The organism is Pseudomonas fungipugnans (assembly GCF_029955235.1).
Classification (GTDB): Bacteria; Pseudomonadota; Gammaproteobacteria; order Pseudomonadales; family Pseudomonadaceae; genus Aquipseudomonas; species Aquipseudomonas fungipugnans.
This window is the reverse complement of sequence record NZ_JARBWL010000002.1, coordinates 632,298-647,850: the sequence shown is the minus strand read 5'-3', so window position 1 is coordinate 647,850 and position 15,553 is coordinate 632,298. Positions and strand designations below refer to the sequence as shown.

Below are 15,553 nucleotides of genomic sequence, written 5' to 3'. Positions count from 1 at the left end.
GAGCAGGCTCGCTCCCACATTGGTTCTGTGGTGCCGGTTAGTGCGACGTCTTGGCCATCTGTTTGTCCGACGCCCGCCAGACCAGCCGCGTGGTGTCATAACCCTGCTGCCGCGCCTTGCTCAGCAGCTCTTCGCGCACGTCATTGTTGACGGTCGGGGTCCGCGACAATAGCCACATGTAACGGCGGCTCGGGTCGCCCACGATGGCGGTCTTGTAGTCATCACCGACGTACAACACCCAGTATTGCCCCTTCGCCGGTATCAGCCACGAAAACCAGGTGTCGAACTCGACCCACAACTTGTCGGTCTTGCCCGGCACCTGTGGATAAGCCGTGCCCTTGGCCTCCTCCCATTGCCACTGCTCCGTCAGGCAGCGGTTCAACACGGCCATGTTGCCGTCCGGCTTGAGGCTGTAATGAGCCTCCGATTGCTCGCAGTTGCGCTGGAAATACATCGGCAGGCGAGCCAGCTCGTACCAGGTGCCCTGGTACTTTTTCAGATTCACGTTGCTGGCGGTCTTGGGCGCCAACGGATCCACGCCAGAAGAGGCGCAGCCGGCCAATACCAGACCGGCAAAAAGGACTATCAATAACCGCTTCATTGTTCTTCTCCCGTGGGCTCACAGCCCCGGTTTATTTCAGGCCTTGGCCGGAAAACATCAACACTTTGTCACCGGCGTACTGCACGCTGATAAAGCTGTTCTTGTCGCCCCAGGTGCAACTGGACATGCCCAGCGCACCCGAGCAATCGGTGGCTTTACCCAGCAGGTTTTCTACCTCGGCCTTGGGCATGCCCGCCGACAGCTTGGAATAATTTTCCTGATTGACCTTGCTGCATGCGGCCAACAACACGCAGAACGAGAGCAAGGCGAGAGATCGCAGCGACATGGTGTAACTCCTGGAGCGAAGGGGATTGGCATGGCTGCCAAGCAGAAGCTTAGAAGAGAAAACCCCTGTCTGGTTCCCCGACCCGTCGGCTATTTATCCGGCCACCCGTCCGGCTTTTATCGGAAAATCAGCCACTTTTTCACGCTATCGGGTATTTCGTCGGGTTTCGCAAAAAGCCGCCTAATCTTTGGCGCCGGCCAGTCGAAATAGAGGCAGCGCAAAGCCCTCTACTGTGGCAAATTGACGCCCCCTCGTTGACCAGCCCTTTTGCGGTAGTTCACTTAATGACCAGAAACATGAAGTTCAGCCACAAGATCTTGTTGGCTGCCGCCCTCGTGGTGGCCGTTGCCTTTGCCTGTTTCATCCTGTTCAACGACTACCGACAGCGCCAGACTCTGCGCAGCAGTACCGAATCCTCGATGCAGGAACTCGGCAGCCTGACCACCAGCAACATCCAGACCTGGCTGGAAAGCCGCATTCAATTGCTGCAATCGCTGTCCCAGCAGATCGCCGTGGACGGCAACGCACCGGCCAGCCTGAAACGCGCCATCGACCTGCCGGCGTACACCAGCAATTTCCAGCTCAGCTATTTTGGCGGTAGCGATGGCGTGATGTTCTCGGTACCGGCAGGCAACCGCGCCGCCGACTACGACCCACGCGCCCGTGGCTGGTACAAGGCCGCCGACAGCGCCCGGCAGACAGTTGTCACCGAACCGTACATCGCCGCCTCTTCGGGCAAACTGGTGATTACCGTGGCGACGCCGGTTCAGCATGAGAACCAGATGATTGGCGTGGCCGGTGCGGACATTGACCTGTCCAGCGTCAGCGCGATCATCAACTCGCTGAACTTCGGCGGCCATGGCCATGCGTTCATCGTCAGCGCCGATGGCAAGATCCTGATCCACCCGGACAGCAAACTGGTGCTCAAGGGTCTGGCCGATGCCTACCCCAACGGTGCACCGAGAGTCAGCCCCGGCCTGAAGGAAGTCGATGTGGACGGCAAGCGCCAGTTCATCTCCTTCACCCACGTCAACGGCGTGCCGTCGGCGGACTGGTATGTGGCGCTGGTACTCGACCAGGAAACTGCCTTTTCGATGCTCAGCGAATTCCGCACCTCGGCCATCATCGCCATGGTCATTGCGGTGGTGATCATCATTGCGTTGCTGGGCATGCTGATCAGCTTCCTGATGCAGCCGTTGCTGACCATGGGCCGCGCCATGCACGACATCGCCGAAGGCGAAGGGGACCTGACCAAACGCCTGACCATCCATGGTCACGACGAATTCGGCGCACTGGGCACCTCGTTCAACCGTTTTGTGGAGCGTATCCACACCTCGATCCGCGAAGTATCTTCAGCCACTGGCCAGGTCAACGAAGTGGCATTGCGCGTAGTGGCCGCGTCGAACTCGTCGATGTTCAACTCCGACCAGCAAGCCTCGCGCACCAGCAGTGTGGCCGCGGCGATCAACGAACTGGGCGCCGCCGCCCAGGAAATTGCCCAGAATGCCGCCCTCGCCTCCCAACACTCCAGCGACGCCCGCAGCCTGGCCGAAGAAGGCCAGCAAGTGGTGGATAAAACCATCGCCGCGATGCAGCAACTGTCGGCGAAAATCAGCGACTCCTGCGGCAACATCGAAACGCTGAACGCCAACACGGTCAACATCGGGCAGATTCTGGAAGTGATCACCAGCATCTCCCAGCAAACCAACTTGCTGGCCCTGAACGCGGCCATCGAAGCGGCCCGTGCCGGTGAAGCCGGACGCGGTTTTGCCGTGGTGGCGGACGAGGTGCGCAACCTCGCCCACCGCACCCAGGACTCGGCGCAGCAAGTGCAGAAGATGATCGAAGAGCTGCAAGTCGGCGCCCGTGAAGCGGTCAGCACCATGACCGATAGCCAGCGCCAGAGCGAAAGCAGCGTCGGCATTGCCAACCAGGCCGGTGAACGCTTGAGCAGCGTGACTCAGCGCATTGGCGAAATCGACGGGATGAACCAGTCGGTGGCCACCGCGACCGAGGAGCAGACGGCGGTAGTGGAGTCGATCAACGTCGACATCACCGAGATCAACACGCTGAACCAGGAAGGCGTGGAAAACCTGCAATCGACCTTGCGGGCGTGCTCGGATCTTGAGCAGCAAGCGGCGCGGCTTAAGCAGTTGGTAGGCAGCTTCAGGATCTAAAGCGCTTTTGAAGGCCTCATCGCGAGCAAGCTCGCTCCCACAGGGGATCTGCGCCGAACACATGGTTTGTGTACGGCAGAAACCCCATGTGGGAGCGAGCTTGCTCGCGATGACGGCTTGAGGCGCAAAGAAGATCTAGAACCTTGATCCCGGCCCCGAAAGAAACTCAACTTCCTCAGCCGTCGATTCCCTTCCCAACACCGCATTGCGATGGGGAAACCGTCCAAACCGGGCAATCACCTTCTGATGCCGCTCGGCGTAATCCAGGTTATCGGCGAACACCGCCCGATCCGCTTCCGGCTGCTCGGCAACCAAATCGATAAACCGCGAGACGGCTTCGTTCTGTACCGCGAGATTTTCGCAGTGTTCGAACACCAGGTAGATGAAGGTCCGCTCAATCGGCCGCAACTGCCGATCAAAATCCGCGGCAATGCCTTGCGCCACCAAAGCCTGAGCCCGGAGATCGCCAGAGAAAGATTTGGGGGTGTCGCGAAAGATCATTCGCGGCAGTTGATCCAGTAACAGCACCACTGCCAGCCAACCGTCGGGACGTTGCGTCCACTCGGTCAATCCGCCGGCCAGTGCCTGCTCGACAAGGTCCCCGAAACGCGTGCGCGCTTCGACGTCCTGGCTGTCGCGCTTGCCGAACCATAACTTGCCCTTGTCAGCCGCCACTTCGTTCGCTGATTCGCAAGTTCCGAACCACCATTCGAGCAACGGCTGCCAGGGCGCAGTCATGGGTTTATTCCTTGTGATACGCCGTGGCGCGTTCGACTTCTTCTTTCGAACCGAGGAACACCGCTACACGCTGGTGCAGGCCGTCCGGCTTGATGTCGAGAATGCGCTGGTGACCGTCGGTGGACGCGCCGCCTGCCTGCTCAACCAGGAACGACATCGGGTTGGCTTCGTACATCAGGCGCAGTTTGCCTGGCTTGGACGGCTCGCGGCTGTCGCGTGGGTACATGAACAAGCCACCACGGGTCAGGATGCGGTGTACGTCCGCGACCATCGCGGCAACCCAGCGCATGTTGTAGTTCTTTTTCAGCGGGCCTTCTTCGCCAGCCAGCAATTCATTGACGTAGCGTTGTACCGGCGCTTCCCAGTGACGCTGGTTGGACATGTTGATCGCGAATTCCTGGGTGGAGGTCGGGATCTGGATGTCTTCATGGGTCAGCACGAAGCTGCCCATTTCACGGTCCAGGGTAAAGCCTTTGACGCCGTCGCCCAGGGTCAGCACCAGCATGGTCTGCGGGCCGTAGATGGCATAACCGGCGGCGACCTGCTCGGTGCCTGGCTGCAGGAAGGCCTTTTCGTTCAGGGCTTCGTTCTGGCTCAGGTATTCGTTCGGGCAACGCAGTACGGAGAAGATCGTACCGACCGGTGCGTTGATATCGATGTTCGACGAGCCGTCCAGTGGGTCGAATACCAGCAGGTACGCGCCTTTCGGGTATTTGCCCGGGATCTGGTAGGCGTTGTCCATTTCTTCGGACGCCATGCCGGCCAGGTGACCGCCCCATTCGTTGGCTTCGAGCAGGATCTCGTTGGAGATCACGTCGAGTTTCTTCTGCACTTCGCCCTGAACGTTCTCAGTGCCCATGCTGCCCAGAACACCACCCAGGGCGCCTTTGGAGACGGCGTGGCTGATTTCCTTGCAGGCGCGCGCCACCACTTCGATCAGGAAACGCAGATCGGCAGGGGTGTTGTTGCTACGGGTCTGCTCGATCAAATAGCGACTCAGGGTAACGCGGGACATGGACGGCTCCGGAGAATGGGGGGCTAAAAACCCGCGCAGTTTAACGCGAGTCGGGGCGCATTTCCTCCTATCAGACGTGATACCGCTAATAGAGTTCATGTGCGGGGTTGAGCGTAGTTCGAAACAGGGCTGGAGTTGTGGGCAGTTTCAGGATTTTTGATGGCAGACGTACCGCCATCCCGAGCAAGCTCGGTCCCACAGGGATATGCATTCCAATGTGGGAGCGAGCTTGCTCGCGATTGGGTGCGAAGCACCCACTTCAGGGTTTGGCAGCAGGCTTGCGCAACAGACTGAACGCCATCACCGCCAGAAACAGCACACTCAGCAGCAACACCGCCCACAAGCCGATTTTTTTCCAGTCGGTATGAGCGGCGGCCGCAACGCTCGCAGGCGCCACCGGTGTCACCACCGCGCCACCGTCAACGGTCGCCTTGCCCAGCGCCGCATACTTGGCCGCGCTGTAATCCGGAATCAGCGTCGACAACGGCAAATTCGCCGCCCTCACCGTGCCGCTGCCCAGTGCCAGCGTATAAGGCCCGGCGCCGCGCGCCAGGAACACCAATTGCGTGGCGCGCACGGCAAATTTCACGGTCGGCGCCTCGACGCCCAGACCGCCACCGCGCTCATCCACTGTCAGCTTGAGCTGCTGCACGGTTTGCCCCGGCAACTGCAATTGGTCCTGCACCACGTCCTGGCCGTTCTGGGTCAGGCGATAGAGCAGGCCGCCGCTGATCGGTTGCCATGGCAGGCTGCTGTCGCGACGACCGGACAAGGTCACAGGCGCCAGGCTGTTGGGCTGTATCAGCTCAACCTGCAGCCGTTCGACATTCAGCCCCATCGGCAATTGCCAGGTGTATTCCCCGGCCTTCACGGTGCTGCCGGCCAGTGGCGGCGACCACACAAATGGCAGCGGCAGGCTATGGCTGCTGGCGCTTTCGAGTTGCGCGGAGGTCAGCGTCGGCGCCGTTTGCGGCGAACTCCACAACAGACGGATATAGCGCGCCGATTGCCCCGGCAGGCCGACTTCATGCTGCTCGACCCGCTCGTCGGCAAACGACAGCCGCGCCACCTGACCATCGCCCCACGACTGCCAATGCTGCAAGTCGTCGCTGGCTTCGATGCTGAAACGCTGGAAGCCGTCGCGCTCGCTGGTCCAGTCGAGAATCAACTGCTGCAGCGGTGCCTTGATGCCACTGGCGTCGAGCAACCAACCGCGCAGCACCTCTTCTCCCGCCTCCAACTCAGTGGACGGCTGCACTTGCACCAGCGTGCCGTTTGCACTTGATTGAACCCGCACGCTGGGGGCCCGCTCAGTCGCATCGGCCGAGCTGTAGAGCGGGAACCACTTCACGTCGGTCTGCGTACGGCTTTCGCTGGTCTGCACCGACTCCCGGGCCAGGGCATACGCCTGCGGCTCGCCGGCGGCGTTGAACACACGTACGTCACTCAGGTCGGTTTGCCGTGCATTCAGTTGCACGTTCAGCGGCAGCTCAAGGCGATACCAAGGGCCTTCGCCACTGACGGACAATGGCACCTGCGTGGCGAAATCCGCCGGTTTCTCCTGAGCGACCGCCGACAATGCGACGCCCAGCGCCACGGCGCCCAACCAACCCAGCTTCTGACTCAAGACTTCACTCCTTCTGTTTCAGGAACCGGTGCATCCGCACCCGGCTCGACTTCGGCGCGCTTGGGCGGCAACGGGGCGAAATAGCCCACCACCAGCAGCAACACACCAACGCCGATAAACGACACGATCCGCGCCAGCCCGCCACGGTTACTCAATTCGACGAAGAACAGTTTGGCGACCACCAGGGCGATCAGCGCCGCGCCGATCAGCCAGACTTCGCGACGGTGACGCAGATGGCCGCCGATCATCAGACCCAGCGCCATCAGGGTCCAGACGATGGACAGTCCCGCCTGCACCTGCATCGATTCGAGCAGCAGGTCCAGCTCGAACGGCACGCCGCCCCAGTGGTGAGCCGTGCGCGTCACCAGCGCCGTGCAGAACGCGAACAGCGAGACGCCCGCGATCAATTGCGCGGCATATTCGGCATGCTCCTTACGGATCGCCAGTTGTGCCACGGCGCTGCGCGACCACACGTAAACCCCGAACAGCGCAAACAGCAGGCCCAGCTCCAGCGGGTTGATCAGCGGCACGTACGGCAGCGGTTCGGCGGTGCCGTCGCTGACGCCGTTCGCCAGCCAGAACCAGCCGAGCATCAGCAACGCCAACGGTGCTGCCGCGTAGACCCGGTATTCACGCGCATACACCGACACCGGCCACGGCCAGTTGCGTGGCGCGGCAGCTAGCACCAGATACAGACTTGGCAGAATCGCCCAGCCCAGCCAGCGCCAGGCGTTGTATTGCTCGGACAACAGCAGCAAGCCGTAGCGCAGTTCCAGCGCCAGCACGCCGATCAGCAACCAGCAGCCGAGTACGTGGGCGGTGCTGAGTGCGCGCGCCGGCAGCATCGGCGCCAGGCGCCGCAGAGAGACGAAATGCACCGCGAATACGACTGCCCAGGCCAGCCAGCCGAAATTGGCCGCCGGGTGATAACGCGAGTACCAGGCCGCGAGCAAAACCAGGCCGGCCGCCGGAATCAGCAAGGTGCAGAGCAAACCCAGCGCCGACCACTTCAATCGCAGCGCCAGGATCGCCCACAAAGCCACGCTCAGTGCCGCGACGGTCAGCAGCAGGGTCGCTTGCAGGTTCGGCGGGGCAAAGCGCAGCACTTCGCTGATCCAGGCCAGCGCCCACCAGGCCGCGCCCCACACCAGCAGCACTTCGGACAAACGTTGCAGGCTCAATCTGTCGAACGCCGAACCATGGTTGCCCAGTTGCAAACGCCAGGCGCCGACCAGCGCCGCCAGGCCCAGCACCAAAGGCGTCCAGAAGCCGCTGTGCGCCAACGGTTTCAGACCTTCACTGGTCAGTGGCCCGAGCAGGTCCGGCCCGGCAAACAGGAACGCCGCGCCACCAATCACCTGCAACATCAGACCAAAAACGAAACTCGCTCGCTGCTTGAGATACAGGCTGAGCCAGATGATGAACAAGCCACTGGCCGCCCACACCGCACTCGCGGTCTGCCACGGCAATACAAACAGCACCGCGAGATTGATCAGCACCAGACCGGCCAACAGCACCACCGACAAACCGCGTAGCAGCCGCACATCGTTGCGCACCATCTCGTCACGCGCCGCCAATAGCATGCCGGCAATCAACGCCAGGCCAATCAGCGAGGCACTGAGCAAGCCGCTCCAACCGGCGCTGAACACTGCCGCCGATTCACCGCCCGCCCCTTGCAACCGCAGCAGGAACAACGCCCCGCCGAGTAACTGCACGGCGAACGCGGTGAACAGGAACGTGCGCGATTGCAGACGCAAACCGACAAACAACGTTGCCAGACCCGCCAGCGCCCAACTGATCGCCGTGCCGTGCGTAAAGAAGAACAGCGGCGCCAGCAGATAGAGGAACGTCAGGCCAAGGCTGGCCAGCACCGGCAGGCCCTGGCGCTCCCAGGCCGACGTCTGCTCGGGCAAGGCTTTGCGCAGCTGATAGAAACTGAACAGCAACGCCACGCCCAGCATCAACGCCCCCAGCGGTGCGCCGGCCAGCAGACTGCTTTCGCCGCCGCGCAGTTCGCTGAGAAACGCCAGCGCCGAGCCCAGTTGCAGTAGCAAGGCAAAGGCACGAGCCAGCGGTCGCTGTTGACGCAGGCCAAGCCAGAAAATCCCAGCACCTTCAACCGCCCATGCCGCAGACGTCCAGCGCGCATCAAGGCCCAGCGGAATCGCCAGGCTGGCGAAGATCACCCCCAGCGCCAGACAGGTTTCCGCCAGCAACAGCGCCCGTGCGCCCATCAGCAGCCGTGCCAGGCCCATGTAGATCATGCCCAGCGCCAAGGCGCTGAACGCGGTGGCGAACTCCAGGTGCTGCACCAGCGCGAACTGCAAACCGAAGCCCACCAGCGGCGGCCCGAACAGCAGGGTGCCGTCGACGTAATCGCCCTTGCGCGCCGACCAGCGCAGCAGTGCCTGACGGCTGTCGTCTTCGGGGGCGTCGGTCATCTCCAACAGTTTGCGCCGGGTGAACAACAGGCCGATGGCCAGGTACATCAGGAAGAACAGAATCAGGAACGGCTCGGTGCTCCACAGCAGTTCCGGCGTATAGGAGCGCGCACCCCAGGCGAAGCCGATGCCGAAGGTGCCGACAAAACCGATCAGGTTGAGCAAGCGCCAGGCCTTGAACCAGGCGATGGCGAGGATGCCGGCATTGAGCAAGGCGAAATAGCTGAACAGCGCAACATGGCTGCCAGCGCCGGTTGAGGTCAGGATCGGCGCGGCGAAACCGCCCAGTGCCGCGGCGCAGGCCAGGGCCAGGGAGTCCTGGGTGATCGCCAGAATGGCGGAGAACACCGTCACCGCCACCAACAAGCCCAAGGCTGCCGTCGGATCGAGTAACGGGTGCAGACGCATGGCGGCGAATACCGTCAGGTACAACACGGCGATGCCGGTGCCTTGCAACATCAAGGCGTAATGGCTGTTGCGATGGCGCAGCCACCAGCCCAATCCGAGCAAGCCCAAGGCGCTGGCAGCGACCCCGGCGTAACGCATTTCAATCGGCACCACCATGCCTTCGGTGGCGTAGCGCAGCAAAAACGCCAGACCGAGAAACAACAGCACCACGCCGACCCGCAGCACGGTGTTGCCGCCGAACAGCCAATTGCGCGCACCGGTGATGGCACGGTCGAACAGATTCGGCTCGCGAGGGGCGGCGGGTTGACGAGGCTCACGGGCGACCGGTTCCGGGGTCCAGACATCAGCGGGCAGCGGATGGCTGGTTTCGGCAGCGGCTGCGGTGATCGGTTCGAGTTCGGCGGGCAATTCCCAGACCAGCGCCTGGGCTTCGGCGGCCACTTCGTCAAGAGTGAACTCAGGGGTTGTAGCGGACTCGCTGACGACGGGCTCGACGGGCCCGGGCACTATGACGCCCGACGCTTCCAGCACTGCCAGGCGTTGTTGCACCGTATTCAGCGCGACCTGTGTCTGCTCCAACAGAAGATGCTGCTCGGCGGCTTTCTTGCCCAAACCGGCAATACGCAACGTCTGGCCAAGCCCCAGGCCGAGCAACGCGCCCAGTAACGCACTGCTGAACGACTCGTCGAGCAGCCAGCCCAGCAGCAGGCCAATCAGCATGAAGATCCATTGCATGGTCGATATCCCTAAGCGGCCCCACGACGAGGCGAATCCGGGCGGTACAGCGTCTGGCCAAGTCTAGTGTGAAACCACACAAACCTGTGGGAGCGAGCCTGCTCGCGAAGGGACCATGACATTCAACATTAATGCTGACTGCCAGACCGCTTTCGCGAGCAGGCTCGCTCCCACAATGAATCGCCAGCGCCTGTAACCCGGTAGAACTGGTGCTTAGTATATCGGTCAGGCCCAACAACCGTTGGGCCTTGCTCGCAATTATTACTAAAAGTTACTCCAACGCCTTCCAGATCTCGGTGGCGTACTCGCGAATCGTCCGGTCAGAGGAGAACCAGCCCATCCGCGCCGTGTTCAGCACCGCCGAGCGCCACCACTCGTTCGAATCGTGCCAATGCGCTTCGACGCGCATCTGGGCATTCCAGTACGAGTCGAAATCGGCGCAGACCAGAAAGCGGTCGTAGTCGATCAGCGAATCGATCAGCCCGGTGTAACGCGACGGATCATCCGGCGAGAACACCCCACTGCGAATCGCTTGCAGCACGTCGTTCAGGCGATGAGACGCGGCAATGTCCGGCGCCGCACTGAACTCATGGTTCTGTTTGCGCGCTTCCACCTGCTGGGCGCTGAGGCCGAAGATGAACATGTGCTCGGCGCCGATGCGCTCGCACATCTCCACGTTGGCGCCGTCCAGGGTGCCGATGGTCAACGCGCCGTTGAGGCCGAATTTCATGTTGCTGGTGCCGGACGCTTCGAAGCCCGCCGTGGAAATCTGCTCCGACAAGTCCGCCGCCGGAATGATGCTTTCCGCCAGGCTGACGTTGTAGTTGGGCAGGAACACCACTTTGAGCAGACCGCGCACGGTCGGGTCGTTGTTCACGACCCGAGCAATGTCGTTGGTCAGTTTGATGATCAACTTGGCCTGGTGATAACTGGCCGCTGCCTTGCCGGCGAAGATCTTCACCCGCGGCACCCAGTCGATTTCCGGCTCGGCACGAATCGCCTGATAGAGCGCCACGGTGTGCAACAGGTTGAGCAATTGGCGCTTGTACTCGTGGATCCGCTTGACCTGCACATCGAACATTGCCGCCGGGTTGACCGCCACCCCCAGCCGTTCATGAATCAGGTACGCCAGGGCTTTCTTGCTGTGCAGGCGCTGCTCGGCGAAGGCCTTGCGGAACGCGGCCTTCTCGGCGAACGGCTCAAGGTCGAGCAAACGCTCTTCGGCGTTATCCAGCAAATCCGGGCCGAGGGCATTAACCAGCATCGACGTCAGTTCGGAGTTGGCCTGGTACAGCCAACGGCGGAAGGTGATGCCGTTGGTCTTGTTGTTGATACGTTCCGGGTAAAGCTTGTGCAGTTCAGAGAACACCGTCTCGCGCATCAGTTGCGTGTGCAGCCCGGACACGCCGTTGACGCTGTGGGAACCGAGGAACGCGAGGTTGCCCATGCGCACGCGGCGGCCGTTGTCTTCTTCGATCAGCGACACCGAGCGCAGCACGTCGAAATCGTGGATGCCCTTGGCCCGCAGCGAATCGATGTGCTGGGCGTTGATCAGGTAAATGATCTGCATGTGCCGGGGCAGCATGCGTTCCATCAAACCGACCGGCCAGGTTTCCAGCGCTTCAGGCAGCAGCGTGTGGTTGGTGTAGGACAGCGTATCAACCGTGACTTGCCACGCCGCATCCCACGCCACGTCATAGACGTCGACCAGTTGGCGCATCAGTTCGGCCACGGCAATCGAGGGGTGAGTGTCGTTGAGCTGGATCGCCGCGTGATCACCCAGGGTCAGCACCGAGGTGTGCATGTTGCGGTGGCGGCGCAACAAATCCTGCAGCGACGCGGCGACGAAAAAGTATTCCTGACGAAGGCGCAGTTCCTGGCCAGCTTCGGTGCTGTCCGCCGGGTAAAGCACCCGGGAGATGCTTTCGGCGCGTGCCACTTCCGCCACGGCGCCCAGGTGATCGCCGGCGTTGAAGCGTTCCAGGTGCAGGTCTTCCATGGCGCGGGCACGCCACAGGCGCAAGGTGTTGACGCTGGCCCCGCGCCAGCCGACCACTGGCGTGTCGTAGGCGATGGCGCGCACAGTTTCCACGGGCGTCCAGACCTGGCGGGTCTTGCCGGTTTCATCGGTGATCGTTTCAACGCTGCCGCCGAAGCCGATCGGGTAAACCACTTCGGCGCGCTCGAACTCCCACGGGTTGCCGAAATCCAGCCAGTGCTCGGTCTGCTCCTGCTGCCAGCCGTCGACGATGGCCTGGCGGAACAGACCGTGTTCGTAACGAATGCCGTAGCCGTGCCCAGCGATGCCGAGGGTCGACATGCTTTCCATGAAGCACGCCGCCAGGCGCCCGAGGCCACCGTTGCCCAGCGCTGCGTCGGGCTCCAGCAGACGGATGCGCTCCAGATCGACGCCGAGCTCGGTCAGTGCTTCACGGGCCACGTCCAGCAGGCCGAGGTTGCTCAGGCTGTCGTAGAGCAAGCGGCCGATGAGAAATTCCAGCGAGAGGTAATAGACCCGCTTCTGACCTTTGCGGTAGATCTGCCGGGTGTGGTCCATCCAGTGTTCAACCATGTGATCACGCGCCGCCAGGGCGATGGCTTCGAACCAGTCGTGGTCGAAGGCGTGATCAGGGTCTTTGCCCACCGCGTAGGTGAGTTTGGTCAGGACGGCATCGCGAAATGCGGCCACCTCTGCTTCGCGAACTAGTGGTTCTTGAGTCATCGATAGGACCTCGAGCGAGCGGGGAATTGTCTGAGCCTAGACGGTCTGACCGACGGTGGCGGCTCTGGTTCGGCAGTTTTTCCTGATAGTGCGAGATCGGCTGGCATTTGCTTGTCGCCTGCCGGATTGAATGCAGGGGCCGTGCCGAAACCCGGGGATATTTTGCGGTGGCGCAAAAAAAATCTGGCGAAAGGTTGTTCAAAAATCCACCAGTCCCGGTATGATCGCGCGCCCTGATGCACACGCTGGTAACAACCGATGATGAAGCCCAACCTGATCGCCGCCGCAGAGATCGATCGCCTCGATACCTGGGCCAAATACTCGACCCCGATGTGCGGCTCCTGCATATCGAGCTGCTGCACGCTGCCGGTCGAGGTCAAGATCAAGGATCTGATCCGCATTGGCATCGTCGACGAGTTCGAGCGCGGTGAGCCGGCGAAGAACATCGCCAAGCGCCTGCAGAAGGAAGGGATCGTCGAGCGTTACAGCCAGAAGACCGAGATCTTCACCCTCCAGCGCATGAGCAACAACGATTGCCTGTACCTGGATCGCAAGAGCCGTCTGTGCACGATCTATGAGAAGCGCCCGGACACTTGCCGTAATCACCCCAAGATCGGGCCACGGCCGGGGTATTGCGCTTACAAGCCGAAGGAAGTGGCGCGTGAGACCAGCAGTAGCCGTCGGACCCTCGAAAAATTCTGATCTGAAATCTCGGGGCCTGGCAGGGCCCTTTCGCGAGCAGGCTCGCGAAAGGGCCAGATCAGCCGCCACACAAACCCCAGACAAACAAAAACGCCCCCGACCTTGCGGTCGGGGGCGTTTTTTTGTCAGCTAACTAAATGACTCAGTTACCGGACTTCTTGGCAGCGCGGGTACGCTCGCTTTCGCCCAGGATCTTCTTGCGAAGACGGATGGACTTAGGAGTGACTTCGCACAATTCGTCTTCTTGAACGAATTCCAGAGCTTGTTCCAGGGTGAAACGGATAGGCGGAACCAGAGCGATGGTTTCGTCTTTACCCGAAGCACGCATGTTGTCGAGCTTCTTGCCTTTGGTTGGGTTGACGCCCAGGTCGTTGTCGCGGCTGTTGATGCCGACGATTTGACCTTCGTACACGTCTTCACCGTGACCCAGGAACAGTTTGCCGCGAGCTTGCAGGGTTTCCAGCGAGTAAGTCAGAGCCTTACCGGTAGCCACCGACACCAGCACGCCGTTCTGACGGCCGGACATGTCGCCGGACTTCATCACATCGTAACGGTCGAAGATCGAGGTCAGGATGCCTGCACCGGAGGTCAGGGTCAGGAACTCGTTACGGAAACCGATCAGGCCACGTGCCGGGATGTTGTACTCAAGGCGCACACGGCCCTTGCCATCCGGAACCATGTTGGTCAGGTCGCCTTTACGGATACCGATCTGTTCCATGATCGAACCTTGCGATTCTTCCGGCAGGTCGATGGTCACGTTTTCGTACGGTTCGTGCTTGACGCCGTCAACCATGCGGATGATCACTTCAGGACGACCAACACCCATTTCGAAGCCTTCGCGACGCATGGTTTCGATCAGTACCGAGAGGTGCAGCTCACCACGGCCGGAGACTTTGAACTTGTCGGCGGTGTCGCCTTCTTCAACGCGCAGGGCAACGTTGTAGAGCAGCTCTTTGTCCAGACGTTCCTTGATGTTCCGGGAAGTCACGAACTTGCCTTCTTTACCGCAGAAAGGCGAGTCGTTTACCTGGAAGGTCATGGAAACGGTCGGTTCGTCAACGGTCAGCGGCTTCATCGCTTCGACGTTCAGTGGGTCGCACAGAGTGTCGGAGATGAACAGCTGGTCGAAGCCGCTGATGCAGACGATGTCGCCGGCAGCTGCTTCTTCAACGTCGATACGGTGCAGGCCGTGGTGACCCATCAGCTTCAGGATACGACCGGTACGCTTCTTGCCGTCGGCGTCGATAGCGACAACCGGAGTGTTCGGCTTGATGCGACCACGAGCGATACGGCCAACGCCGATAACACCCAGGAAGCTGTTGTAGTCCAGAGCGGAGATCTGCATCTGGAACGGACCGTCACGGTCAACTTTCGGCGCAGGTACGTTGTCGACGATCGACTGGTACAGCGGGGTCATGTCTTCAGCCATGTCGGTGTGTTCCAGACCGGCAATGCCGTTCAGGGCCGAGGCGTAGACGACTTTGAAGTCCAGCTGTTCTTCGGTAGCACCCAGGTTGTCGAACAGGTCGAAGATCTGGTCCAGAACCCAGTCCGGACGCGCGCCTGGACGGTCAACCTTGTTGATCACCACGATCGGACGCAGGCCGGCTTCGAAAGCCTTCTTGGTCACGAAACGGGTTTGCGGCATAGGGCCGTCTTGAGCGTCAACCAGCAGCAGAACGGAGTCAACCATCGACATTACACGTTCAACTTCGCCGCCGAAGTCGGCGTGGCCCGGGGTGTCCACGATGTTGATGTGGTAGCCGTTCCAGTTGATGGCGGTGTTTTTCGCCAGAATGGTAATACCGCGCTCTTTCTCCTGGTCGTTGGAGTCCATCACGCGCTCGTCGTTGAGCTCGTTGCGCTCCAGGGTGCCGGATTGACGCAAGAGTTTGTCTACCAGGGTGGTTTTACCATGGTCAACGTGAGCAATGATGGCGATGTTGCGTAGATTTTCGATCACTTGTGTATCTCGATCAGAGGATTCGGTGTGCTGACAAGTCTTGGCAGCGATTTACAGTAGAGTCCGTCAAAGCCGTTACAGCTTGACGGCGGCGTCGGGGGGCCGGTGACGCAGGCCACAGGCAAACAGCCCCGGGCA

Annotated in this window: 10 protein-coding genes and 1 pseudogene; 3 read left to right on the top strand and 8 right to left on the bottom strand. The window is 61.2% G+C overall.

The window, feature by feature from the left end:
• Positions 1-37: 37 nt before the first annotated feature.
• Positions 38-601, bottom strand: coding sequence for a lipocalin family protein (locus POF45_RS17895; RefSeq protein ID WP_259498446.1), 564 nt, complete (start codon positions 599-601; stop codon positions 38-40).
• A gap of 31 nt (positions 602-632) precedes the next feature.
• Positions 633-887 carry a hypothetical protein gene (locus tag POF45_RS17890; protein WP_259498444.1) on the bottom strand — a complete coding sequence of 85 codons (255 nt, stop codon included), beginning with the start codon at positions 885-887 and terminating at the stop codon, positions 633-635.
• Between the two features lie 284 nt (positions 888-1,171).
• Here POF45_RS17890 and POF45_RS29900 point away from each other — a divergent pair.
• Both POF45_RS29900 and POF45_RS29895 read left to right on the top strand, forming a co-directional pair.
• Positions 1,172-2,206, top strand: a pseudogene (locus tag POF45_RS29900) (HAMP domain-containing protein); the annotation flags it as partial.
• Positions 2,207-2,299: 93 nt separating this feature from the next.
• Entirely contained in the window at positions 2,300-3,064 is a 765-nt protein-coding gene (locus tag POF45_RS29895; protein ID WP_409077938.1) for a methyl-accepting chemotaxis protein, read from the top strand.
• A gap of 135 nt (positions 3,065-3,199) precedes the next feature.
• Here POF45_RS29895 and POF45_RS17880 read toward each other — a convergent pair whose 3' ends face one another.
• From POF45_RS17880 to POF45_RS17860, 5 genes are all read right to left on the bottom strand, one after another.
• Complete coding sequence (locus POF45_RS17880) at positions 3,200-3,802, bottom strand: DUF924 family protein (protein ID WP_282316278.1); 603 nt, start codon at positions 3,800-3,802, stop codon at positions 3,200-3,202.
• Between the two features lie 4 nt (positions 3,803-3,806).
• Positions 3,807-4,817 carry a class 1 fructose-bisphosphatase gene (locus POF45_RS17875; RefSeq protein WP_259498439.1) on the bottom strand — a complete coding sequence of 337 codons (1,011 nt, stop codon included), beginning with the start codon at positions 4,815-4,817 and terminating at the stop codon, positions 3,807-3,809.
• A 259-nt stretch (positions 4,818-5,076) separates the two neighbouring features.
• Positions 5,077-6,444: a DUF3999 domain-containing protein gene (locus tag POF45_RS17870; protein WP_282316277.1), complete on the bottom strand. Its 1,368-nt coding sequence runs from the start codon at positions 6,442-6,444 to the stop codon at positions 5,077-5,079.
• Positions 6,441-10,028: a DUF2339 domain-containing protein gene (locus POF45_RS17865; protein ID WP_282316276.1), complete on the bottom strand. Its 3,588-nt coding sequence runs from the start codon at positions 10,026-10,028 to the stop codon at positions 6,441-6,443. Before POF45_RS17865 ends, POF45_RS17870 begins: the two co-directional genes overlap by 4 nt.
• Before the next feature lie 271 nt (positions 10,029-10,299).
• The gene (locus tag POF45_RS17860; protein WP_259498433.1) at positions 10,300-12,750 is read right to left on the bottom strand and encodes a glycogen/starch/alpha-glucan phosphorylase; all 2,451 of its coding nucleotides are present in this window, start codon (positions 12,748-12,750) and stop codon (positions 10,300-10,302) included.
• Between the two features lie 261 nt (positions 12,751-13,011).
• Here POF45_RS17860 and POF45_RS17855 point away from each other — a divergent pair, with 261 nt between their 5' ends.
• A complete protein-coding gene (locus POF45_RS17855; RefSeq protein ID WP_282317439.1) occupies positions 13,012-13,452 on the top strand; it encodes a YkgJ family cysteine cluster protein in 441 nt (146 codons plus the stop codon).
• 142 nt (positions 13,453-13,594) lie between these two features.
• Here POF45_RS17855 and typA read toward each other — a convergent pair whose 3' ends face one another.
• Positions 13,595-15,415: a translational GTPase TypA gene (gene typA / locus POF45_RS17850; RefSeq protein ID WP_054055316.1), complete on the bottom strand. Its 1,821-nt coding sequence runs from the start codon at positions 15,413-15,415 to the stop codon at positions 13,595-13,597.
• Between the last annotated feature and the right edge of the window lie 138 nt (positions 15,416-15,553).